The sequence below is a fragment of the Qipengyuania nanhaisediminis genome, from assembly GCF_900115585.1.
Classification (GTDB): domain Bacteria; phylum Pseudomonadota; class Alphaproteobacteria; order Sphingomonadales; family Sphingomonadaceae; genus Qipengyuania; species Qipengyuania nanhaisediminis.
In genome coordinates this window covers 171645-193803 of record NZ_FOWZ01000004.1, presented here as the reverse complement: position 1 = coordinate 193803, position 22159 = coordinate 171645, and the positions used below count along the sequence as shown (strand labels likewise).

Below are 22159 nucleotides of genomic sequence, written 5' to 3'. Positions count from 1 at the left end.
GATGCCTGCGGGTTTCAGCGCCATGTTGCATTGCGGTGACAGACAGTTCGCAAGCGAGAAAGCGTTATGCGACGCGGTGCCATACCAGGACAATACAGCATCTCGTCGGACAATTACTTTTGTAGTCCAGCAGTTCGTAGATGTTATTCAGCCGTTTGTCGCGTTTCCACGAAATTCAATAGAATTCGCTGGAACGGGGACTTCTGATTTGAAGACGACTGGTTACAGTTGGCGTCGGGACTGCCGCTTGGTGCGGCGGAAAAACAGGGACGCACTATGAAAAATTCTTCCATTCGCAAGATTCTGGTCGCCACGCCGCTTATCGCGCTGACGCTGGCTGGATGCACCACGTACTCCGACACCACGGCCCCTGTCGCTTCGACCACGGCAACCGCATCCAGCGTGGAATTGGGCCTTCCCGCGCGGACCGGGCTGACGGGCTGGAACTTCCCGGTGTACGATGTGCCGGCCGATCCGGCCGTGCGGTACGGCATTCTCGACAACGGAATGAAATACGCGATCCTGCGCAATGAAACGCCGCAGGACGAAGTCGTGCTGCGCATGAATTTCGACATTGGCTGGATCGACGAGAAGGAAGGCCAATTCAACGCTGCCCACTTCATCGAACACATGGCATTCAACGGTTCGACGAACATTCCCGAAGGCGAGATGGTTAAACTACTCGAGCGCGAAGGCCTCAAATTCGGCGCGGATACCAACGCAAGCACCTTTTTCGAGGACACTACCTACAAGCTGAGCCTGCCGCGCAACGACGCCGAACTGATCGGCACCGGCCTGATGCTGATGCGCGAAGTCGGCTCGGAATTGACCTTCGACCCCGAAGCGGTCAATCGCGAGCGCGGCATCCTCCAATCCGAAATCCAGACCCGCAACACCTTCAACCGGCGGCTTTTTATGGACTATCAGAAGTTCATCGCACCGGGCACGCCGTTCGCGACCAACATCAGTCACCCGACCGAAAGCGCAGTCACCGCGTCCATCACCGCCGAAGAACTGCGCGGCATCTACGAGCGTTTTTACCGGCCCGACAATGCGACGCTTATCGTGGTCGGCGATGTCGAACCCGAGAGCATTGAGGCCATGGTGCGCGAACGCTTCTCCGATTGGGAGAAGCCCGCCGCTTCGCTGACCGAAACCGAGCGCGGCGCTATCGATTTCGATCGTCCCGCCCAGGCCGGTTACTTCGTGGATCCGGCAGTGAATTACATCGTCCAGATCGACCGTTTCGCGCCGTACGAGCGCAAGCTCAGCACCGTGGCCCAGGGCCGCAAGGCTCTGCAGCTGCAACTGGCAGCCATGGTGGTCAATCGCCGCCTTCAGACCCTGGCTCGTGACCCGGAAGGATCGATTCTGGGAGGCCGTCTGGCGACCTCCGACTTCTTCGACAGAGCCACGCAATCGAACATCCAGCTGGTCGCCAAGGACGGCCAATGGCGCGAGGCACTTGCAACCGCCGAACAGGAAATCCGCCGCGCGACCTTGCACGGCTTTACGCAGAGCGAACTCGACGAGGCACTGAACAATCTCGAGACCAGTCTTCGCAACGGCGCCGAGCGCCAAGGCACGCGCCCCAGCCAGGCTTTGGCAGACGGTATCCTCGCGACGGTCAGGGACGAGCGCATTTTCGCCTTGCCGGAAACGCGGCTCGCAGTGTTCGAAAGCGTGCGTGCAGATCTCACTCCGGAGAAAGTCCACGAAGCCTTCCGTGAAACCTTCACCGGCTCTGCGCCGCTGATCCACATTGCCAGCAAACAGGACATCGAGGGTGGCGAGGAAGCGATACTCGCGGCCTACAATGCCTCCTCACAGGTTGCGGTCGCGGCTCCCGAAGAGACAGTTACGGCTGCTTTCGCCTATGACGATTTCGGCGCGCCTGGATCGGTAGTTGCCGACCGGATGGTCGAAGACCTCGGTTATCGTGAGCTGCGGTTCGACAACAACGTCATGCTCAACCTCAAGAAGACCGATTTCAAGGACAAGGAAATTCTCTTCCATGTCCGGATCGGGTCGGGTGAGCTTGCATTCGGCGAAGCAGAGCCTGCTGCATCCACGATGCTGAACGCGATTTCGTCGACCGCGGCGCTTGAAGCGCATGACCTCGATGAACTGCAGCGGATCTTTGCCGGCCGCAATGTGCGGACGGGCATGTTTGTCGCCAACGACCATTTCCATGTTCCCGGTTCGACAAAGGCAGAGGATTTCCTGATCCAGATGCAGACCGCTGCGGCTTTCCTCACCGCTCCGGGTTATCGCCAAGAAGCCGAAGCGCAATGGAAAGCGCTGATCCCGCCTTATATCGCTCGTCTCGATGCTAACCCGCAGGCGGTAGCAGGCTCTGCAGTGCCCCGTATCATCGCCAATGGTGACATGCGGTTCGGTGCGAAAAGCGAAGACGTCCTGCTCGGCACCACTCTTGCCGATCTGCGTGCTGCAGTTTCGCCTAACCTCGCAAACTCCCCGATCGAGATCACCGTGGTCGGTGACATCGACGAGCAAGCGATTATCGATGCCGTGGCGCAGACTTTCGGTGCCCTGCCGGAACGTCCGATGGAGCTGAATAACTTTGCTAGCGCGCGGTTGGTGAAGTTTGCGCAGGATCGCACCAAGCGGACTCTTTATCACTCCGGCGCGGCCGATCAGGGCATGGTTCAGGTCTACTGGCCCACCACCGATGACGGAGATTTCAGGGAAGAAGTGGTCGGGACGCTGGCCGCCGAAGCGCTTCGCCTTCGCCTGCTCGAAACGCTGCGCGAAGAGCTCGGGGCGACCTACACGCCGGTTGCCGGGCTGGAGATGTCGGATACCTTCGACGACTTCGGATATCTGATCGCTGCAGCAATCGTCGCCCCGGAAAACCAAGACCTGGTCTTCGAAACGATCTCCCAGATTGCGGGAGAAATGCGCGCTACTCCTGTCGATGACGATCTTCTCGCCCGGGCTCGCAATCCGCAACTCGAGAAGCTGGCGAAAGACAAGCGCGAGAATGGCTATTGGCTCGGCTCGCTCGAAGCGGCGCAGCTGGAAAGCGATCGCCTGGACCGGGTGCGCACATACGAATCGATCCTTCGTTCAGTCACACCGGCAGATATCCGCGCCTTTGCGCAGCGTTATCTCGATGCAGACCAGGCGCTTGAGATCGCCATCGTCCCGAAGCCGGCCGAATGACGACAGGCCGGGGCCATAATCCGCCCCGATAATCTGCCCGAAACCCCGGTCGGCGACTTGCTTCGCTGGCCGGGGCACGGCATAGGCGCGCGCAAGATTTCCATTCCTTGCGATCAAAGGCACTGCCCATGAAAGTCCGCGTCCTTGTCAGCCTCAAGCCCGGTGTTCTCGACCCGCAAGGCCGTGCGGTTCACCACGCGCTCGAGGGGCTCGGCTTCTCCGGCGTCGAAAGCGCCCGGATCGGTCGCACGATCGACCTCGACGTAGCCGATGACACAAGCGACGAGGCACTCACCGAAATGTGTGAAAAGCTTCTCGCCAACACGGTGATCGAAAACTACCGCATCGAGAAGCTCGACTGATGGCCTTCCGCGCAGCTGTCGTCACGTTTCCCGGATCAAATTGCGACCGCGACATGGCGGTTGCCATCGAACAGGTGTCCGGCTCCGCACCGGTCCGTGTGTGGCACGGCGATGCGCAGCTCCCCGAGGGGCTGGACTTCATCGCCCTGCCGGGCGGCTTTTCCTACGGCGACTACCTGCGTTCCGGCGCAATGGCTGCAAACAGCCCCATCATGCGCGAGATAGTGCGTGCTGCCGAACGCGGCGTGCCCGTGCTTGGCGTTTGCAACGGGTTTCAGGTGCTCACCGAAGCGCGGCTCCTGCCCGGAGCGCTCATGCGCAACGCAGGCCAGACCTTCATCTGCCGCAATGTCGGCCTGAAGGTCGAAAACACGCAGTCGATCTTCACGTCCGGCTATGATGCCGGACAGGAAATCAGCATCCCCGTCGCCCATCACGACGGAAACTTCTTCGCCGATAACGAAACTCTCGACCGGATCGAAGGCGATGGCCGCGTTGCATTTCGCTACATGGAAAATTGCAACGGGTCTCAGCGCGATATCGCTGGCGTGCTGAATGCTGCGGGCAATGTGCTCGGCATGATGCCCCACCCCGAACGCGCGGTAGATGCCGCCCACGGCGGGACTGACGGACTGGCCTTGTTCGAATCGGCTATCCGCTCGCTCGCGAACGCCTGATCACGCCGACCGGGCTTCGTCCCGGGCGAAAATCTTGCGCACCTCGGCAACCGGCATTGGCCGGCCAAAGTGGTATCCCTGGATCTTGGTGCATCCCAGGCGGCGGATCAGTTCCGCTTCCTCTTCATTCTCCACGCCTTCTGCGGTGGTGGTCATATCGAGACTGTCGGCCATGGCGACGACAGCACGAATGATGGCGAGGCTCTCGGGGCTGTTCTGCGCCGCTCCCTGGACGAACATGCGATCGACCTTGATGGTCGTGAACTGCATCTTGCGGATGTAACCGAGCGAGGAATAGCCTGTTCCGAAGTCATCCAGCGCGACCGAGCAGCCCAGCGCCAGGCACTGTTCGAGCGCCTTTCTCACAACCCCCGCGTCCCGCAGGAAAATGCTTTCGGTCACTTCAAGCTCGAGCCGTTCTGCGGACAGCCCACTGTGTGACAGAGCCCTTACGACCGTTCCGACGAAATCGGGCTCGAGCAATTGTTCGGGCGAAACGTTCACGTTCACCTTCACATGCGATGGCCAGTGGTTTGCAGCCTCGCGGCAGGCCTCATTCAGAACCCAGGTGCCTATCGGGACGATCAGCCGGGTGTCCTCGGCCAACGGAATGAATTTGGCGGGGCTGACGAACCCGTGCACCTTGCTGTTCCAGCGAAGCAACGCTTCGAAGCTGACCACATCCTCGCTCGTCGCATCGACGACGGGCTGGTAGTGGACCTCCATCTCCTCGTTTTCGAGCGCGCTGCGCAGCGAAAACTCGAGCTGCCGCTTCTCTTCGGCAATGGCGTGGAGTTCGGGCTGGTATTCGCAGTGAATGCCGCCACCCTCATCCTTGGCCCGGTAGAGGGCGAGGTCGGCATTGCGGAGCAATTCCTCGACCGTCTTCCCATCGCGCGGCCCAAGCGCCGAACCGACGCTGGCACCGACGTAAAGCACATGGTTCTCGACATGGTAGGGTGCAGAGAGCGCCGCGATCACCGTCTTGGCAAGCGTATCGATGCGGCGTCTGTCGGATGCGTCGCGGACGACGATTGCGAATTCGTCCCCGCCCAGACGACCGCAGGTTTCACCTTCATCCATGAGCGGCGCGAGCCTGCCCGCCACCTCGGCCAGCATCTTGTCGCCGATCAAATGGCCGAGCGAATCGTTGACCGCCTTGAAGCGGTCCAGGTCGATCATCAGGAATGCGCAGCGCGAACGCCACTTTTCCGCATACGACAGGGCGTCCCGCAGGGTCTCGTTGAGCATCAAGCGGTTCGGAAGCTGGGTCAGCGTGTCGTAACGCGCCAGATACGCAATCTTCTCGCTGCTCTCATGCTTGACCGTGACGTCGGACCCGACCCCGCGGAAGCCGCGCCAGACACCCTTTTCGTCCAGGACCGGGGTGCCGGAGATTTCCCAGTATCGCCGCTCGCCATTGATGACGACGCTGACGGTCAGGTTGGAGAAGCTTTCGCGCTGTTTAATCTTCTCGGAGAAGTCGCGCAGGCTGGCGGGGAAATTCCCTGCTTCCCAATTGTCGCCCGAAATCAGTTTGAGGAAATACTGGCCTTCGACAGCCGCTGGCGTGCTGCCGAGCGCAAATGCGAGCCTGGGGCTGACATTGCGCAGCTTTCGCGCTGTATCGATGTGCCAAAGCCAGTCAGCTTCGCCTTCCTCGAACTCACGCAGCAGCATGGAGACCACTTCGCTCTTTTCCTGCATGACCAGTTCGGACAGGCGCGCGCCCACCCGCATCCGCGCCATTTCGAAGGTGCCGAGCGTGCCGATCAGCATGGTAAGCCCGATCATCGCCGCGAGCAGTCCGTCGCCGTTCATCAAGGCCACCAGAAGCGGCCCGACCGATGCTGCGAGGAGGAAGGTTATCGTGCTGAGCGGCACGCTGTAGCGGCTCGTCACGGTCGACACGACCAGGAAGCACAGGATGATCCAGATGGTAATCAGCTCGCCAGCCGCCCCCAATGCGCCCAAGGCCACGATCCCCAAGGACCAGACTGCGCCCTTGTTCGCCGAGGACATGGCATGTGCGCGCACGTTCTCTGGGTCGAAGCGACCTGCCTCTGCGACCCTGAGCTTGCGATCGAGGATGAAAGAGTGAGCGATGCTAAGAGCAAGCGCGCAACCCCAGGCGACGAGGATAACCGATGGAACCGCCGAATATACGGCGTAGGTAACCAGAGCGAATGCGATCGCATGGAACAGCGCACGCACGAAAGCACGGCGCGCTACGAGCGAATATTGATGGCCATGAATGCGAGACCAGTCAGAGCCTTCCACGCTCGACATGCCAAGCACCTGACGCGCGGTCAGGTCCTCTGCGTTGATCGTTTGATTCTCTGTCGTCTGGCTCACACCCGCACGATTAACCTTGAAAGGTTAGCCGCGCGTAAACCTAAGCCGGAAAAGAATTTTCTCGTTTCGAGGTTCTACTCGACCGTCACGGACTTGGCGAGGTTGCGGGGCTGGTCGACGTCCGTGCCTTTGACGCAAGCCACGTGGTAGGCAAGCAATTGAACCGGAACGGCGTACACGAGGGGCGCGATCAGCGGATGCACCTTCGGCATTTCGATCGTGGCCATGCAGCCTTCACCCGCCTCTTCCAGCCCTTCGGCATCGGAGATGAGCACGATCTGGCCGCCGCGGGCGCGGACCTCTTCCATGTTCGAAACCGTTTTCTCGAACAGCGGGCCTGACGGGGCCAAGACGATGACCGGAACTTCGTCGTCGATCAGCGCGATCGGACCGTGCTTCATCTCTCCGCTGGCGTAGCCTTCTGCATGGATGTAGCTAATTTCCTTGAGTTTCAGCGCGCCTTCGAGGGCCATCGGAAAATCGGGTCCACGGCCGAGATAAAGGACATCGCGCGCCGGGGCGATCAAATGGGCCATCGACGCAATATCGTCGTCGTGGTCGAGTGCAGCGTTGAGGCACGCCGGCGCCTCGAGCAGATGCTCCACGACCTCCTGCTCTTCCTGGCGGTTCATGAAGCCTTTGGTCACAGCCATGTGCGCGGCAAGCGCGGCGAGAACTGCCAATTGGCACGTGAACGCCTTCGTCGACGCGACGCCGATTTCCGGCCCAGCATGCGTGGGCAACAAGAGATCGGCTTCACGGGCCATGGAACTAGTCGGTACATTCACGACGGCGGCGATGGTTTGGCCCTGTTCCTTGCAATGGCGCAAGGCGGCCAGCGTGTCGGCGGTTTCGCCGCTCTGGGAAATGAACAACGACAGGCCGTTGTCTTCCAGGACGGGCTCGCGGTATCGAAATTCGCTCGCAACGTCGATATCGACCGGCACGCGCGCAAATTGCTCGAACCAGTATTTCGCGACCATGCCGGCGTAATAGGACGTCCCGCACGCGACAATCGTGACGCGGCGGATCGAAGAAATATCGAAATCGAACTGGGGAAGCGCGACCGAGTTGTCGGACTGGCGCAGGTACGAACTGAGCGTCTGCGCGACCACGGTCGGCTGTTCGAAGATCTCTTTTTGCATGAAGTGGCGGTAATTGCCCTTCTCTACCGAAGCAGCGGACGCACCGGAGGTCTTAACCTCCCGCTCGACCTTGTTGCCGTCCTCGTCGTGGATCTCGGAACCGTCGCGCGTCACGACGACCCAATCGCCTTCTTCAAGATAGGTAATCTGCTGCGTCAACGGCGCCAGAGCGAGAGCATCCGACCCGATATAGGTTTCTCCGTCACCATAACCCACCACCAGCGGCGAACCGCGACGCGCGCCGATCAGCATGTCGGGATGATCGCGGAATGCGATGGCAAGCGCGAACGCACCGCGCAGGCGCGGCAGGACACTGGCTACTGCCTCGCTAGGGGTTTCGCCGTTTTCGACCCGGCGCGAAACGAGGTGAGCAACCACCTCGCTGTCTGTATCGCTCTCAAGCGTGCGACCGTCCGCGATCAGTTCGGCCTTCAATTCCTTGAAGTTCTCGATGATGCCATTGTGCACCAGCGCCACGTGATCGGTAGCATGCGGATGGGCGTTCTTGGCCGTGGGTGCGCCGTGCGTGGCCCAGCGCGTATGGGCAATGCCTACTTCGCCTGCGGCAGGGTCGTCTGCCAAGACATTGACGAGATTGGACAATTTGCCTTCTGCGCGGCGACGGATGAGGGCTCCATCATGGATGGTGCAGATACCGGCGCTGTCGTAACCGCGGTATTCCATCCGCTTCAGGCCGTCGACCAGTCGCTCCGCAACCGGTTCCTTGCCGACGATCCCGATAATTCCGCACATACAAACAGCTCCAAAAGAAAGATGCGGTGGTGACTTAGTCGTTTTTGACGAGTGATCAACGGCTGTTGGCGGAGGGGCCGCGCGGCGTGCTCCACCACAGGATCAATCCCGCGCCAATGATGACCGCCGCGCCCACAAGCGTCATCAGGTCGGGCACATCGCCGAACCACCACCAGCCGAGGCTGGTAGCAACCAGCATCTGAACGTAGGTCGTCGGCGCAATCGTCGAAGCGCCAGCGCGCTGAGTGCCCATATAAGCCAGCCAATGCGCGCTGCTGGCAGTCACGGCAACGACCGCGCAGCGGGCAATGACCGTCCAGTCCGGCATCGTGACCTCGAGTGCTTCGACACCGGAAAAGTGTCCCCCAAAGGCCGCCAGAAGCAGGACCGGCATCGCACCAACCTGCATGAACACCTGCATCGACAGGGCGCTCCCCTGCCCGGCACTGGCGCGATTGGCGATGACCATGAGCGCGAAAAAGAAAGCGGACGCCAGCGGCAGCAGAGCAACAAGGCCGAGCGCCGACAGATTAGGCCGCAGGACAAGCGCCACCCCGATTAGCGCGACGGCCGAAGCCACCCAGACTGCCGGGCGGACTTTCTCGCCGAGCAAGGGCCCGGACAGAACCGCGACGATCACGGGCGAAACGAATGCCAGCGCCATGGCTGTCGCCAGCGGCATCACGAAAATCGCCGAGAAGAACATCAGCGAGGCAGCCGCGAGGCACACACCTCTGGCGAACTGGAGCCTAGGATTGGCCGGCCGGAACGCCTTCGGCCCCTCGCTCAAAGCCAGCAAGGCGGAAAGCCCCGTCGCCCCGATCGCAAACCGCACACTCGCAACCGCGAGCGGCGACCATTCCCCAGCCATCGTCTTGATCACCGCATCCCCGACGCTGAGCAGCGCGAAACCGCACAGGGCGAGCAGGATGCCGCTACGTTCGGATTGGTGCATGGATGGAATTGCCTTGGGAAACTTAGGTAGGCCAACTAGCCCAGCACATCAGCCTTGGCTAGGCTATCCGCTATAGCTCAAAACTGGCCGAAATCATTTGGGCCCTTTGAGATGCGGGCGGAGCGTAACAAGTGGCAAAATCACTTCGATTCGAGGGAAGGACATAAATGTCCATCCTGCCTTTCGAGAGAGAGATAATTGAACGCGGTTTGGGCCCCATCCTTTTCACGGCCGCAATTTGCTTGGCTCTTGTTGCGATACTTTCGTTCGTCGGCGGCGGCTACGCGAGCTTGGCTTTCGTCTACCTGATAAAACAGGACGTCTTTCTGGCTCTGCTCGCAACGGCAGTGGTTTCGGCGTCCCTGTTACGCTTAAACAATCAAAACGCAGAAGAGCTCAGTCCTCGAAAAATTTGGATCGCCGCCATTGCGGTCGCTATCGTAGTTTTGGTTGGGCGCCACCTGATCCTGCTTGACTACGACATGAGCCGTGATGAGCAGATGGCGACTTTCGACGCTGCCATTTTTCGCTCGGGTCAGTTGGCAGCCATGCTTAGCGAACCCTGGCCTCATCAGGCTGAGGCGTTGAATACGGACTTCATGCTGCCGGTAGCTGATCGGAGCGCTTGGGTTTCCGGCTATCTACCGATCAACGCAGCAATTCGCGGAATTTTCGATCTGGTCGGAGCATCGCAGTTAGTGGGTCCCCTCGCCGTAGCGGTGGGTGCGTTGGCATTGGACGCATGTGTCAGGAAAATCTGGCCGGATCAGGGAGCGTACCGGTGGATCGCTTTGCTGCTCTATCTCGGGTCCGGACAGGTCCTCATCAACGGAATGACGACCTACGCGATGTCGCTCCACCTGACACTGAACTTGGTTTGGTTATCGCTTTTTCTCGAGCGACGGACTTCGTGTGATGTCGCTGCGCTGATTGTTGGCTTTCTGGCGGTCGGCCTGCACCAGCCAATCTTCCATCCAATGTTCGCCGCGCCCATTCTCGCTACGCTGTTGCTGACGAAAGACTGGCAAAGAGCCGCGCTCTATTTTGTCGCATACGCCGTGTTCGGAGCATTCTGGGCGTACTGGCCGTCTGTCACGATCGAGCTCACTGGCATGCCGCTGCCCGGGGATCAGCAAAGCTATCTGACGCGGCTACGAAGTGCACTTGATAATGGTCGTCCGGCAGGCCTGCTCGAGATGATTGCTAACCTGCTCCGTTTCGTGACGTGGCAGCACCTTCTCCTCCTGCCGTTGCTGATCTTGGGGTTGCGCGGGGCGTTCAGGAGCGCATTGTTCGCCAGCCTTGCTACAGGGATCATCCTAACCATCGCCGTCATGACGATCATCCTTCCTTACCAAGGTCACGGATTTGGATACCGCTATCTCCATGGCCTTATCGGAAGTGCGATCCTGCTCGCCGTTCACGGGTGGGACCGGATCGGAGCATCAAGGGATCGGTGGTCCTCGCTCTTCAAGCGCACGTCCATCGGCACTTTCGTTCTTCTGATCCCGGCCCAACTCTATTTTGCGAATGCATTCCATGCCCCCTATGCGAGAGCCTCGCATGCGCTCGACAAGCTCGATAGCGATTATGTCGTCATCAGCGGCGATGCCGCCCCTTTCGCCGTCGACCTGGTGATCAACGAACCCTTTCTCCAAAATCGTCCGATCCGCCTCGTGGAGGAGCGTCTAGCTACGACCACTTTGTCTGACCTTTGCGCAGAGGGACCGGACATGATCTTCGTCAAAGAGCCCTTTTTTGATAACATTCGCTCCTATTACTCGCTGCCGGCCTTGGAAGATGGGGCTCTGGATAACGACAAATTAACCATGGCAGCGCAAGAGAGCGGGTGCATAGTTCGCTAGCCTGCTATCTTTGGCGGACCGATGTACAGTAAGGTGAAGCGATCCGATCGGGGGCGATGATTTTGGAACTTGGACACGGCCGGCTTAAGAAGGACGATACCCTTTCGTCGCGTGTCGCCACGAGCGCGGAGGCACTCGAGGTTGCCGTTATCCTGCCTTGCTACAACGAAGCCGCCACCATCTCGAAGGTGATTTCTGATTTCAGGACGCACCTACCCCAGGCCCGGATATACCTTTACGACAATAATAGCTCGGACGAGAGCATCCGCCTCGCGCGTGAAGCAGGCGCGATCGTGCGTAGCGAAATTCGTCAGGGAAAAGGCCATGTCGTGCGCCGCATGTTTGCCGATATCGAGGCGGATATCTTCGTCATGTGCGACGCAGACGATACCTATGATGCCTCGGCCGCACCCCGCTTGATCGGCCGACTGGTCGAGGACGGTCTCGACCTGGTGGTGGGAGCGCGCGAAGAGATAGGCGACATGGCCTATCCGCCGGCGCACAAATTCGGCAACTGGATGCTTACTTCATTGGTAAAATTCGCGTTTGGGAACGGCTTTGACGATATGCTGAGCGGATATCGTGTGATGTCCCGGCGCTTTGTGAAATCCTTTCCGCAAATGTCCCGTGGCTTCGAGATCGAGACCGAGCTGACCGTCCATTCCCTCCAGCTCGAGATGCCGGCAGCGGAAATCAGGACCGACTACCGTGAGCGTCCGCTGGGGTCTGCCAGCAAGCTGCGCACCATCCCCGACGGTATCAGGATATTGACGACCATCATGGTAATGCTGCGGCAGGAAAGGCCTCTCTACCTCTTTGGCCTGTCCTTCGTTGCCTTGCTGCTCCTTTCGATCCTGGTCGGGACACCAGTGGTGATCGAGTTCTTCCGCTCGGGAACTGTACCGCAGCTACCATCGGCCGTTCTGGCGACCGGCCTCATGATCCTCGCATTCCTCAGCCTGTTCGGGGGACTTATCCTGGATACAGTCACGCGCGGGAGGAACGAGGCCAAACGGCTTCGTTATTTGGAATTGCCGGGGGTTGGGGCGACTTGTGAAGCTCGCGAGACTAGGTTGATGCCATGATCGGGAGATTGCTAGCACCATACAGCCTCATCTCGGGCCTTTGCGTCATTCTACATTGGTGCATTCTATTAGCTGGTGAGAAGGTAAGCTTACACTTCACAGTTTCTATAACTTTATCTTTCGTGATCTGTCTAATTATTGGTTACGGACTTCATTCTCGCTTCACTTTTAAGAAAAAGAGGTCGCGTCGATCTTTCTTTCTATACGGGCTTACGAATTCCCTTAACTATCCAATCTCGCTCTTAACAATTTGGTTTTTTTATGATTTTTTGAAACAACCAATGATGCTTGCAGCGCCGGCTTCGACGTTGATACTCGTCGTATACAACTTCTTCTCAAGCAAATGGGCGATCGGGAATGCCTCCTTTGCTTTTGATAAGCAGGGAATTTTCCGTGAGCGATCTTAGCGCTTCCAATCTTTCAGAATTGTTCGCCCAACACACCAATCTCTATTCGAAGCGTTTGCCTGTCTATCAAGCGGAAATGCTCAATAGCTTACTAGGTGTGTGGCACGACCATCATGCAAGAGTACTCGACATCGGCGGAGGGACCGGAATTATTGCAGAAGCGGTTCAAAAGTTTCTTCCGACAGACGAAGTCGTGAGCGTCGATGTCGTTGATCGCTATTTCCCGACACTTTCGATTGAACGTCAGGTCTATGACGGAACTCATCTGCCTTTCCCGGATAACGCATTTGAGGCTGCTACCATCAATAATGTGATGCATCACATTCCTCGCGAAGTGCGGCCCGCTCTGATGAGAGAAATCCGCCGCGTCGTTTCCGGTCCAGTTTACGTCAAAGATCACGTTGCATGCACTTGGCTCGACCACAAAAAGCTTACGGTACTTGATGCCATCGGCAACATACCGTTCAAAGGGCAGATAGAGGCTTGGTATCTCTCAGAAGAGGATTGGTCGGAATTAGCGACACAAGGTGGTTATCGTATTTCCGAACGAAGTTCTGGTAATTACCGATCCGGATTGATGGCGCTGCTTTTCCCGAACCGACTCGAACAGACCATGCGCTTTGAGCGGCAATAGCGCCTACAGAACGTGAAAATCCTATCCGTCAGCAACTTCTTCGACACCCATGGCGGCGGCCTAGAACGTGTTGCGGGCCATCTCTGTCGGGAGTTCACTAAGCTAGGCTACGAAGCCTTATGGGCAGCTTGCGACGGGGACGGACTGCCTGAAAGTCCCGCCGAAATTATCGCTTTGAGGTGCACAAACTCTATCGAGAAATCGACTGGATTACCTATCCCGCTGCCGGGCTTGAGATCGCTTACACGTCTGTGGAAGGCAGTGCGCAGATCAGATCTCGTAGTGATTCACGACGCTCTGTATCTTTCGTCCATTGCAGCAATGGTAATGGCAAAGCTGGCCGGAAAGCAAACCGTGCTAATCCAGCACATCGGGTCGATCACATTTGCCAGTACAACTCTCACAGTCGTGATGAAGATAGCAAATACAATCGTCACTAAGCCGATGATGCGTTCGGCAAGTCGCGTGGTATTTATTAGCGCAACGGTCCGTGAGGAGTTCGCAAGCGTAGCCGCGAAAAGGGAACCTCTGTTGGTTTTCAATGGTGTCGACACCAACGTATTTTTGTCGCATCGCGACGGGAATAACAGCGGAGGTCCCAGCCAATTCGGCCTGCCCACTGCGAAACCCTTAGCAGTTTTTGTTGGGCGGCTCGTCGAGAAAAAAGGTTTGGAAATAGTCAGGCAACTGGCTCTGATTCAGCCAGGGTGGAGTTTCGCTATCGTCGGTAGAGGTCCTATTGATCCAACAAAATGGCAGGCCGATAACGTATTTGTTCTCGGGCAGTTATCTCAAACTGCACTGGCTCGGTTGTACAACGCAAGTGACGTCTTACTCTTACCAAGCGTTGGCGAAGGCTATCCGCTCGTAATCCAAGAAGCGATGGCATGCGGTCTACCTACAGTTACCGGTGATGTTGCTTCACGGGCGGACCCTGATGCGACAAAATGGCTTACGGGCGTTGCTATAGATCTATCCGACCCAACGGGTTCGGCGCGCCGATGCGGAGCGGCTATCGACCGTGTCCGCGAATGTCCTCCGGATCGCGACGAGATGTCCGAATATGCAAAGAACACCTATTCCTGGCAGCGCATGGCCCGCGAAGTAGCGTCAGTTACCTTATCGCGATGAGCGGCAGTTGGCTCTGCCCAATACCAGCCTCAGCGATTAGGAAAAAATCAAGGTTTCCGAATTATTCACCACAACCGCAAAGGCGTGATTTGCCATCCTTTCGGCAAAGACAGCGCCTCATATGGATAGTGAGCCTCGGGGGTTTGGCATGAGTGCATTCGGACGCAAGAACGGTGCTGGAGGAATGGGTTCCGGCGCTCGTCCGCAGTTTGGCGTGGCGAAACCGATGCGCGGCGGCGCTGGAGGCGCTAAGCCTGCTGCCGACGATGCTGACGAAGGCGGCGAACAGTTTCCGCCCCTTCCCGAAGAAGGCGCACCTGCCGCCGAAGGCGCAGGAAATGACCGCAACAGCGATGCCATGGCGCGCCTGTCGGAACGAATGAATGCTACCCATTCCGGCGATAGCGAGGTCGGCGGTTTCGAAGCCAGCGTCCACAAGATCAAGGAACAGGTCCTTCCGCGCCTGCTCGAACGCGTCGACCCCGAAGCGGCTGCTACGCTTACCAAGGACGAGCTGTCCGAAGAATTCCGCCCGATCATCATGGAAGTGCTGGCCGAACTGAAGGTCACGCTCAACCGCCGCGAACAATTCGCGCTCGAGAAGGTGCTGGTCGACGAACTGCTCGGCTTCGGTCCGCTCGAGGAGCTGCTGAACGATCCCGACGTGTCGGACATCATGGTCAACGGGCCCGACCAGACCTACATCGAAAAAGGCGGCAAGCTGGTGCTGGCGCCGATCCGTTTCCGTGACGAGGGCCACCTGTTCCAGATCGCCCAGCGCATCGTGAACCAGGTCGGCCGCCGCGTCGACCAGACTACGCCGCTGGCCGACGCCCGCTTGAAGGACGGCTCACGTGTGAACGTGATCGTGCCGCCGCTTTCGCTGCGCGGTACCGCGATTTCCATTCGTAAGTTCTCGGAAAAACCGATCACGCTGGATATGCTCCAGGGCTTCGGATCGATGAGCGAGAAGATGTGTACCGCGCTCAAGATTGCCGGTGCCTGCCGCATGAACATCGTCATCTCGGGCGGTACGGGTTCGGGTAAGACGACCATGCTCAACGCCCTGTCGAAGATGATCGACCCGGGCGAGCGCGTGCTCACCATCGAGGATGCCGCCGAACTTCGCCTGCAGCAGCCGCACTGGCTGCCGCTGGAAACACGTCCGCCGAACCTTGAAGGCCAGGGCGCCATCACCATCGGCGACCTCGTGAAGAACGCACTGCGTATGCGTCCCGACCGCATCATCCTGGGCGAAATACGTGGCGCGGAATGTTTCGACCTTCTGGCTGCCATGAACACGGGCCACGACGGTTCCATGTGTACGCTTCACGCCAACAGCCCGCGCGAATGCCTCGGCCGTATGGAAAACATGATTCTGATGGGCGACATCAAGATCCCGAAGGAAGCCATCTCCCGCCAGATCGCGGAATCGGTCGACCTGATCGTGCAGGTGAAGCGTCTTCGCGACGGTTCGCGCCGCACCACCAACATTACCGAGGTGATCGGGATGGAAGGCGACGTGATCGTGACGCAGGAACTGTTCAAGTTCGAGTATCTCGACGAAAGCGAAGACGGCAAGATCATGGGCGAATTCCGCTCCAGCGGCCTGCGACCCTATACGCTGGAGAAGGCGCGCCAGTTCGGCTTCGACCAAGCCTACCTGGAAGCCTGCCTCTGACCTTGCTTTCAGCCCCGGATCACACCGGGGATTGATACGACGAGAAGCGCTCCGCCCAATACGGCGAAGGTCAGGAACAGGCCCGTCCAAGGCACCCAGCCGACGTTGTCTATACTGGTCCGCTTGCTACGCCGCCGTTCCATGACAAGCGCGAATATCGCCGCGCAGAGGCACGCCAAGCCCCACAAGGCGACGATCTCCGCTTCGCTCGCGAATGTCAGGAATGCTTTCATGGCGCGCATATGGGCGACGAACTGCCCCGCTCCAAGGGTCGGGCGAAAAGCCGGCTCATTTGGTTCATGGATTTTTCAACTGAGAATTGCCACAAGCGTGCTTTCAGGCGAAAGAGGAAGCCATGATCAAGAAACTTATTCTCGCACTCGGGCTCACCACGTTGAGCCTCTCCGCCACTGCCTGCAACACTGTGCAGGGCCTTGGTGAAGACATCTCTTCGGTTGGAAAGGCCGGTGAAGAAGCGATCGATTGATCCTTCCTCTGCTGCCATATCGAACCGAACGCCCGCCGAAGATACGGCGGGCGTTTTCGTATCAGGCCTTGCGATAAACGAGCACGAGATTGTTGGCGGGCATCTCGTACCTCGCCGAGCGGGATAGCCCAGTCTTTCCGGCTAACGCGTCGAGCCAGCCGACCTGCCGCAACCCCCATTCAGAATTGCGCTCGCGCAGGCTCTCGTCGAATGCAATGTTCGAAGGAGCCGTGACGGAATTCTCTTCTAAGAATGGCCCATAAAGGATTAGCGGGGCGCCGCTTGCCAAGGTCCTCGCAGCACCTGCAAAAAGACCCTCCGTTGCCGCAATGGGGCTGATATGGATCATGTTGACGCACAGGATCGCGTCCACACCTTCCATGCTCCAAGCGGGGTCGGCCGCATCCAGCGCGATCGCTCTTTCAAGATTTTGGAGCCCCGCTTCACGCGACCAGGCATCGATAGAGGTCAAAGCCTCGGGATCGATATCACTCGGCTGCCAGACCAGGGTCGCAAAGCGGCGGGCCATGAAAAGGGCATGTTCCCCTGACCCGCTGGCAATTTCCAGAACCCGCCCCGTGTGAGGAAGCTCCTGGCCCAGAACTTGGGCGAGCGCTGCCGAATTGCGCGCGGTGGCCGGCGTGTGCCGTTTCATGCGGCGCGCCTCAATTGACCTGTCTGTCCCTGCCTTCCCAATACGGTGCGCGCAGATCCTTGCGCAGGATCTTGCCACTCGCGTTGCGCGGCATGACCTCGATGACATCGATGCTCTTTGGCACCTTGAACTTGGCCAGCCGCTCGCTCGTCCAGGCAATGATGTCTGCCTCGTCGACCTGCGTCCCCGGCTTCGGTACCACGCAGGCTTTCACAGCCTCACCCCAGGTGTCGTCGGGGACACCGATCACAGCTACTTCGCCAACGCTAGGGTGACCGTAAATGGCGCTTTCCACCTGCGCCGGATAGACATTCTCGCCGCCCGAAATGATCATGTCCTTGATGCGGTCCTGGATGAACACATAGCCATCCTCGTCCACGTAGGCGGCGTCGCCCGTGTGCATCCAGCCGTCCTTGAGCGAGCTTTCCGTCGCGTCCGGCAGGTTCCAGTAACACGCCATGTTGGACGGGCTCTTGCAGATGAGTTCTCCGACCTCGCCGCGCGGCAGTTCTTCGCCGTCTTCACCGATCACTTTGAGTTCGACGCCCGCCACCGCCTTGCCACATGACTTCATGCGCTCGTTGCCTTCTAGGGAGTGATCCTCCGGCGGCAGCGCGGCGATGGTGCCCGTGGTCTCCGTCATGCCATAGCATTGCAGGAAACCGGCCTCGGGAATGGTGCGGACCGCCTCGCGCAGAAGGTCGAGCGGGATCGGGGCAGCACCATAAAGCACATATTTGACAGCCGACATGTCGGTCGTCTTGGCGCGCGGATGCTGGACGACCATCTGCAAGGCAGCCGGAACGATGAACAGGCGGGTGATGCCCTGTTCGAACCCGTCGAGAACGCCATCGGGCGTGAATTCGGCCTGCACGATAGAGCGGATACCCGCCCCCATCGCCATGACGCCGAGTCCCGTTCCGCCAATATGAGCGCAAGGCATGCAGACCAGGATGGCCTCGTCCTCATCGAACAGGGACCACGGCTGGCCTTCTTCCTGGCTGGGAATGCGAAGCGAGAAAAGATTGCGATTGGTGAGCACCGCGCCCTTGGGATTGCCGGTCGTGCCCGAGGTGTAGAGCTGGAGCACGGCATCGTCCGGTCCCGCCGGATCGAATTGCGCCTCTTCAGCTTTGTCGATGGCGGCGATCGCATCCACTTGACCGATAAGCTCAGGCTTTTCGGTCAGTTCGGATACGGCCCTTGCGGCCATGTCCTCGAACCCCTCGCCCAGGAACAGGATTTTCGCTCCTGTGTCCTGCAGGATGTAGGCCACCTCCGGAGCCGCAAGGCGCCAGCCGATCGGCACCATCACCACGCCCATTCGCGCAGCGGAATAGAACAGTTCGAAGTAATGGCGCGCATTCTTGCCGAGCCAGGCGATCCGGTCGCCCTTTTCCACCCCGCGGCCTTTCAGCATTCCCACGATCTTGCGACTGCGTCGCTCGAATTCGGAGTAGGTGATCGCGTCATCACCCTCTTCCAGCACAACCGTGTCAGGTCGTTCGCTGGCCCAGTGCGTAATGAATTCGTCGAAAGTAAGCTTCTGCTCGCCGGTTCCGGTCATGGCCATTGTCTCCCTCGCCAGCCATCATGCCATGCATGGTGCGGGGAGCAAGGGTCCTATTGCCAGCGGCCTCCGGCACGGGCACGACGTTCCCTGATCAAAAGCCACAGGACGAGGCCGAGCGGACCCGCCATCAATGTGGCGAAAAGGATCGGGGCTTGGACCAGCCGTGAAAAGTCCTTCGCGTCGGCATCGCGGGCGATCCAGAGTCCCACGAAGAGATCGAACGCAAGATAATGGATCCAGCCGATGGTGACACCGGCGTCGCTTGCGAAAATCTGGCGCACGCCCTCGATCGACGAGAAATTACCACCCTCGCCACCTGGGACGATACCCGCCACCACGGCGATCAGGAAGACTGCGTAGGCTGCGCTCAACAGCCCCACGCCCAGATAGAGGATGGCCGCAAGCAGAGCTGGCCAGCGCGGCAGGAACACCAGCGCCACCCACATCAGCAAGGCCAATGCGTTGGCTATCGAGAAAACGGTGTCCCACATCTTCGCTCTCCTAGTCGGTAATCAATTGCGGCAGGCGTTTGGCCGCCCGCACGATCCCGTCGTTGTCGTGCACGAAGCGCCCCCTCGCCGCACTTTTCGCCAGAGCTATGGCAGCCTGCGCCACGGTCTTAGCCTCGATCGCACGATACTGGCGGTACTTGCCGTGAAGGAGGAGGTTGGCGACAGGCGCGGCAGCAATACCAATGCGCTCCCCCATCCTGCGGTCATTCTCCCGCTTTCCGCGCAGCAGGCCGGGTCGAAGGATATCCAGGCGATTGAAACGCAGCTTCGTCAGTTCGCGCTCGGTTTCACCCTTCACCCGAAGGTAGAAGTTTTTCGAGGCCGTATCCGAGCCGACCGAGCTGACTGCGACGAAGCGGTCTACACCCTGCTCCTTGGCTGCGCGCGCGGTCTCCAGCACAAGGTGCTGGTCCACCGCACGAAAGGCTTCCTCGTCTTCCCCCGCTTTCTTCCAGGTGGTGCCGAGTGCGCAAATCACCGCCTTGGGGCGAAGCGCTTCCAGAACCTCGCCCCACTTGGCCGGTTCGGCAACGAACAGCTCAATGCGAATACCGCGTGGAAGCTTTGTCTCGCGTCGGGCAATCGCGGAAAGCCGCACGTCCTCGCGGCCGATACACTCTTCCATCACCTTGCCGCCGATGAGGCCGGTTGCGCCGATCACGCAAAGGCGCAGTGCATCGTCAGACATTGGAAAGACCCTGCGGAACGCGGCCGTAGATTTTCGCGCACTGTTCGATTGCAAAACGATCGGTCATTCCAGCAATGAAATCGGCGATGTGGCGGCTCTTTTCAGGCTCGGAATCAGGCAGGCGTTCCAGCCAGTCGTCAGGCATTGTGGTCGGATCCTGCTGATAAGCGACGAAGAGCCGGGCGATGACGTCGCGCGCCCTTTCGGCAGTCTGCAACTGCTCGGGATGGTAGTAGAGGCGCTGGTACATGAATTTCTTCAAGGCGCGCTCCTGATCCGCCATGCCGGGCGAGAATCCCGCAAGCTGCTTGCCCGCTTCGCGCACCTGACCCACGCTGTCGAGCCCGGCGATGTTCTCGCGCGTATGGTCGAGCACGTCATTCACCATCAGGCCGATCTGGCTACGCACCAGTTCGCGAAGCTGCTTGTCACGCGAGATATGCGGGAAACGCTTCTCGACCGCCCGGAACTGGTCGGCGAGCAAGTCGATCTCCATCAGGTCGTCGAGCGAGAGGAAACCCGCGCGCAGCCCGTCGTCGATGTCGTGATTGTCATAGGCGATGTCGTCCGCGACAGCCGCCACCTGCGCCTCCAGCGAAGGCCATTGGCCGAGCTCGAGCGGATAGGCGGCATCGATCTCCCGCAAGGCCCAATTTGCTGCCGAGACGGGACCATTGTGCTTGGCGAGACCTTCCAGCGTTTCCCAGGTCAAATTCATCCCCGGATGATCGGGGTAATTGCTCTCCAGCCGTGCCAGCGTCCTGATGCCCTGGGCATTGTGGTCATAGCCGCCCGCGTGAACCATCGCTTCTTCAAGCGCCGTCTCGCCAGCGTGTCCGAAGGGCGGATGGCCGATGTCGTGACCAAGGCAGAGCGCTTCGGTCAGATCCTCGTCCAGGCCAAGCTCGCGAGCGATGACGCGGCCGATCTGGGCGACTTCGATACTGTGCGTAAGGCGGGTGCGATAGTGATCGCCGTCTGGCGCGACGAAAACCTGTGTCTTGGAACGCAGTCGGCGAAAGGCGATCGAATGGACGATCCGGTCGCGATCGCGCTGGAACTCGCTGCGCGGACCGCGGGTCCCGTCGCGGTCTTCGGAAAATTCGCGTCCGCGCGAAGCAGCAGGATCGGCAGCGTAAGGAGCTCTGTTCATGGAGCGCCAAGGCTTAGGTCAGCGGATTCGGCTGGACAACGTGAACGAAATGGGAACCTGGCCGCTTATTGGCGAAAAGCGACGCTGCGTGCCAAAAAACCGGCGACGCCGGTCAATCGTCGGCGAGCATCCATTCCGCTGCGGCGCGGCAGTGAATGTCGGTGGAATCGAAGACCGGGAGCACGTTCGCATCCGTGTCGACCACCATCTCCAGCTCGGTGCAGGCAAGCACAATGGCTTTTGCACCTTCCTTGTCCTTGTTGGTGATGATCGTTTTCAGTGCCCGCTCGGCAGAACGCGTAACGCGGCCGAGCATCAGCTCCTTGTAGATGATGCCGTCGACCAGCTCGACATCGCCCGGATCGGGCGGCAGCAGGTCAACGCCATGTGCGACGAGACGCTGGCGATAGAAGCTTTCGGTCATGACGAAACGCGTGCCGAGCAGCGCGGCGTTGTCGCATTCCGCTTTCTTCATCGCCTCGCCCACGCTGTCAGCGATATGCAGGACGGGGATGGAGAGACCCTCTGCCACGCGGTCATAGACCTTGTGCATCGTATTGGCCGCGATGATGATCCCCTCAGCCCCCGCACTCTCGAGGCGGCGGCCACTTTCCACCAGCAAGGAAGCGACTGCATCCCAGTCATCGTCCTGCTTGGCCTTGGCGATCAGCGAATAATCCAGGCTTTCGATCAAGAGCGGCGCGCTCGACATGAAATTGGAGCGGCGCTGAATTTCCTTGTTGATACGTTCGTAATAGGCGCGGGTCGAAACCCAGCTCATGCCCCCGATGAGACCCAATTTGCGCAAGAACGCGCTCCTTCCCGTTACCCTGTTTGCACCGCATGAAGCGACTT

General features: G+C 59.3%; 20 protein-coding genes. 10 read left to right on the top strand and 10 right to left on the bottom strand.

Going from position 1 to position 22159, the window contains the following annotated elements; all coding sequences use genetic code 11:
- The first annotated feature begins 276 nt into the window (after nucleotides 1-276).
- The 3 genes from BM173_RS12280 (at nucleotide 277) to purQ (ending at nucleotide 4225) form a co-directional block, all read left to right on the top strand.
- Nucleotides 277-3186: a M16 family metallopeptidase gene (locus BM173_RS12280; protein WP_090482210.1), complete on the top strand. Its 2910-nt coding sequence runs from the start codon at nucleotides 277-279 to the stop codon at nucleotides 3184-3186.
- Nucleotides 3187-3314: 128 nt separating this feature from the next.
- Nucleotides 3315-3548: a phosphoribosylformylglycinamidine synthase subunit PurS gene (purS, locus tag BM173_RS12275; RefSeq protein WP_090482207.1), complete on the top strand. Its 234-nt coding sequence runs from the start codon at nucleotides 3315-3317 to the stop codon at nucleotides 3546-3548.
- Nucleotides 3548-4225 carry a phosphoribosylformylglycinamidine synthase subunit PurQ gene (purQ, locus tag BM173_RS12270; RefSeq protein ID WP_090482204.1) on the top strand — a complete coding sequence of 226 codons (678 nt, stop codon included), beginning with the start codon at nucleotides 3548-3550 and terminating at the stop codon, nucleotides 4223-4225. Before purS ends, purQ begins: the two co-directional genes overlap by 1 nt.
- On the opposite strand, the gene BM173_RS12265 is transcribed toward purQ, so the two are convergent.
- The 3 genes from BM173_RS12265 to BM173_RS12255 form a co-directional block, all read right to left on the bottom strand.
- On the bottom strand, nucleotides 4226-6580 hold the full coding sequence (locus BM173_RS12265) for a putative bifunctional diguanylate cyclase/phosphodiesterase (RefSeq protein ID WP_245755883.1): 2355 nt from the start codon (nucleotides 6578-6580) through the stop codon (nucleotides 4226-4228).
- 74 nt (nucleotides 6581-6654) lie between these two features.
- The gene (gene glmS, locus BM173_RS12260) at nucleotides 6655-8478 is read right to left on the bottom strand and encodes a glutamine--fructose-6-phosphate transaminase (isomerizing) (protein WP_090482201.1); all 1824 of its coding nucleotides are present in this window, start codon (nucleotides 8476-8478) and stop codon (nucleotides 6655-6657) included.
- A 55-nt stretch (nucleotides 8479-8533) separates the two neighbouring features.
- Complete coding sequence (locus BM173_RS12255; protein WP_090482199.1) at nucleotides 8534-9433, bottom strand: DMT family transporter; 900 nt, start codon at nucleotides 9431-9433, stop codon at nucleotides 8534-8536.
- Between the two features lie 167 nt (nucleotides 9434-9600).
- On the opposite strand from BM173_RS12255, the gene BM173_RS12250 reads away from it, so the two are divergent.
- From BM173_RS12250 to BM173_RS12225, 6 genes are all read left to right on the top strand, one after another.
- A complete protein-coding gene (locus BM173_RS12250) occupies nucleotides 9601-11298 on the top strand; it encodes a hypothetical protein (protein WP_090482196.1) in 1698 nt (565 codons plus the stop codon).
- A gap of 56 nt (nucleotides 11299-11354) precedes the next feature.
- Nucleotides 11355-12383, top strand: a complete 1029-nt coding sequence (locus BM173_RS12245) for a glycosyltransferase family 2 protein (protein WP_090482193.1) — start codon at nucleotides 11355-11357, stop codon at nucleotides 12381-12383.
- Nucleotides 12380-12790, top strand: coding sequence for a GtrA family protein (locus BM173_RS14905; protein ID WP_090482190.1), 411 nt, complete (start codon nucleotides 12380-12382; stop codon nucleotides 12788-12790). Before BM173_RS12245 ends, BM173_RS14905 begins: the two co-directional genes overlap by 4 nt.
- Nucleotides 12777-13424 carry a class I SAM-dependent methyltransferase gene (locus BM173_RS12235; protein ID WP_177201898.1) on the top strand — a complete coding sequence of 216 codons (648 nt, stop codon included), beginning with the start codon at nucleotides 12777-12779 and terminating at the stop codon, nucleotides 13422-13424. Before BM173_RS14905 ends, BM173_RS12235 begins: the two co-directional genes overlap by 14 nt.
- 12 nt (nucleotides 13425-13436) lie before the next feature.
- Complete coding sequence (locus BM173_RS12230) at nucleotides 13437-14555, top strand: glycosyltransferase family 4 protein (RefSeq protein ID WP_090482185.1); 1119 nt, start codon at nucleotides 13437-13439, stop codon at nucleotides 14553-14555.
- A gap of 148 nt (nucleotides 14556-14703) precedes the next feature.
- Nucleotides 14704-16236: a TadA family conjugal transfer-associated ATPase gene (locus BM173_RS12225; RefSeq protein WP_177201897.1), complete on the top strand. Its 1533-nt coding sequence runs from the start codon at nucleotides 14704-14706 to the stop codon at nucleotides 16234-16236.
- Nucleotides 16237-16244: 8 nt separating this feature from the next.
- Here BM173_RS12225 and BM173_RS12220 read toward each other — a convergent pair whose 3' ends face one another.
- Nucleotides 16245-16469, bottom strand: coding sequence for a hypothetical protein (locus tag BM173_RS12220; protein WP_224803941.1), 225 nt, complete (start codon nucleotides 16467-16469; stop codon nucleotides 16245-16247).
- Nucleotides 16470-16591: 122 nt separating this feature from the next.
- Here BM173_RS12220 and BM173_RS12215 point away from each other — a divergent pair, with 122 nt between their 5' ends.
- A complete protein-coding gene (locus tag BM173_RS12215) occupies nucleotides 16592-16723 on the top strand; it encodes an entericidin A/B family lipoprotein (RefSeq protein ID WP_090482176.1) in 132 nt (43 codons plus the stop codon).
- 61 nt (nucleotides 16724-16784) lie between these two features.
- Here the strand turns inward: BM173_RS12215 and BM173_RS12210 are convergent, their stop codons facing one another.
- The 6 genes from BM173_RS12210 to BM173_RS12185 form a co-directional block, all read right to left on the bottom strand.
- The gene (locus tag BM173_RS12210; RefSeq protein WP_090482173.1) at nucleotides 16785-17378 is read right to left on the bottom strand and encodes a DUF938 domain-containing protein; all 594 of its coding nucleotides are present in this window, start codon (nucleotides 17376-17378) and stop codon (nucleotides 16785-16787) included.
- A 10-nt stretch (nucleotides 17379-17388) separates the two neighbouring features.
- Nucleotides 17389-18945, bottom strand: coding sequence for a fatty acid--CoA ligase (locus tag BM173_RS12205; protein WP_090482773.1), 1557 nt, complete (start codon nucleotides 18943-18945; stop codon nucleotides 17389-17391).
- 56 nt (nucleotides 18946-19001) lie between these two features.
- Nucleotides 19002-19442, bottom strand: coding sequence for an ABA4-like family protein (locus BM173_RS12200; RefSeq protein WP_090482170.1), 441 nt, complete (start codon nucleotides 19440-19442; stop codon nucleotides 19002-19004).
- A gap of 10 nt (nucleotides 19443-19452) precedes the next feature.
- Nucleotides 19453-20151: an NAD(P)H-binding protein gene (locus tag BM173_RS12195; protein ID WP_090482168.1), complete on the bottom strand. Its 699-nt coding sequence runs from the start codon at nucleotides 20149-20151 to the stop codon at nucleotides 19453-19455.
- Nucleotides 20144-21304 carry a deoxyguanosinetriphosphate triphosphohydrolase gene (locus BM173_RS12190; protein ID WP_090482165.1) on the bottom strand — a complete coding sequence of 387 codons (1161 nt, stop codon included), beginning with the start codon at nucleotides 21302-21304 and terminating at the stop codon, nucleotides 20144-20146. The genes BM173_RS12195 and BM173_RS12190 overlap by 8 nt, the downstream gene beginning before the upstream one ends.
- A 112-nt stretch (nucleotides 21305-21416) precedes the next feature.
- On the bottom strand, nucleotides 21417-22112 hold the full coding sequence (locus BM173_RS12185; RefSeq protein WP_090482162.1) for an aspartate/glutamate racemase family protein: 696 nt from the start codon (nucleotides 22110-22112) through the stop codon (nucleotides 21417-21419).
- Nucleotides 22113-22159 lie beyond the last annotated feature (47 nt).

Coding starts and splice junctions, on each gene's coding strand:
- BM173_RS12245 (WP_090482193.1), top strand. CDS start 11,355: ATGATTTTGGAACTTGGACACGGCCGGCTTAAGAAGGACGATACCCTT.
- BM173_RS12200 (WP_090482170.1), bottom strand. CDS start 19,442: ATGTGGGACACCGTTTTCTCGATAGCCAACGCATTGGCCTTGCTGATG.
- BM173_RS12195 (WP_090482168.1), bottom strand. CDS start 20,151: ATGTCTGACGATGCACTGCGCCTTTGCGTGATCGGCGCAACCGGCCTC.
- BM173_RS14905 (WP_090482190.1), top strand. CDS start 12,380: ATGATCGGGAGATTGCTAGCACCATACAGCCTCATCTCGGGCCTTTGC.
- purQ (WP_090482204.1), top strand. CDS start 3,548: ATGGCCTTCCGCGCAGCTGTCGTCACGTTTCCCGGATCAAATTGCGAC.
- BM173_RS12250 (WP_090482196.1), top strand. CDS start 9,601: ATGTCCATCCTGCCTTTCGAGAGAGAGATAATTGAACGCGGTTTGGGC.
- purS (WP_090482207.1), top strand. CDS start 3,315: ATGAAAGTCCGCGTCCTTGTCAGCCTCAAGCCCGGTGTTCTCGACCCG.
- BM173_RS12220 (WP_224803941.1), bottom strand. CDS start 16,469: ATGAAAGCATTCCTGACATTCGCGAGCGAAGCGGAGATCGTCGCCTTG.
- glmS (WP_090482201.1), bottom strand. CDS start 8,478: ATGTGCGGAATTATCGGGATCGTCGGCAAGGAACCGGTTGCGGAGCGA.
- BM173_RS12255 (WP_090482199.1), bottom strand. CDS start 9,433: ATGCACCAATCCGAACGTAGCGGCATCCTGCTCGCCCTGTGCGGTTTC.
- BM173_RS12210 (WP_090482173.1), bottom strand. CDS start 17,378: ATGAAACGGCACACGCCGGCCACCGCGCGCAATTCGGCAGCGCTCGCC.
- BM173_RS12205 (WP_090482773.1), bottom strand. CDS start 18,945: ATGACCGGAACCGGCGAGCAGAAGCTTACTTTCGACGAATTCATTACG.
- BM173_RS12215 (WP_090482176.1), top strand. CDS start 16,592: ATGATCAAGAAACTTATTCTCGCACTCGGGCTCACCACGTTGAGCCTC.
- BM173_RS12280 (WP_090482210.1), top strand. CDS start 277: ATGAAAAATTCTTCCATTCGCAAGATTCTGGTCGCCACGCCGCTTATC.
- BM173_RS12190 (WP_090482165.1), bottom strand. CDS start 21,304: ATGAACAGAGCTCCTTACGCTGCCGATCCTGCTGCTTCGCGCGGACGC.
- BM173_RS12225 (WP_177201897.1), top strand. CDS start 14,704: ATGAGTGCATTCGGACGCAAGAACGGTGCTGGAGGAATGGGTTCCGGC.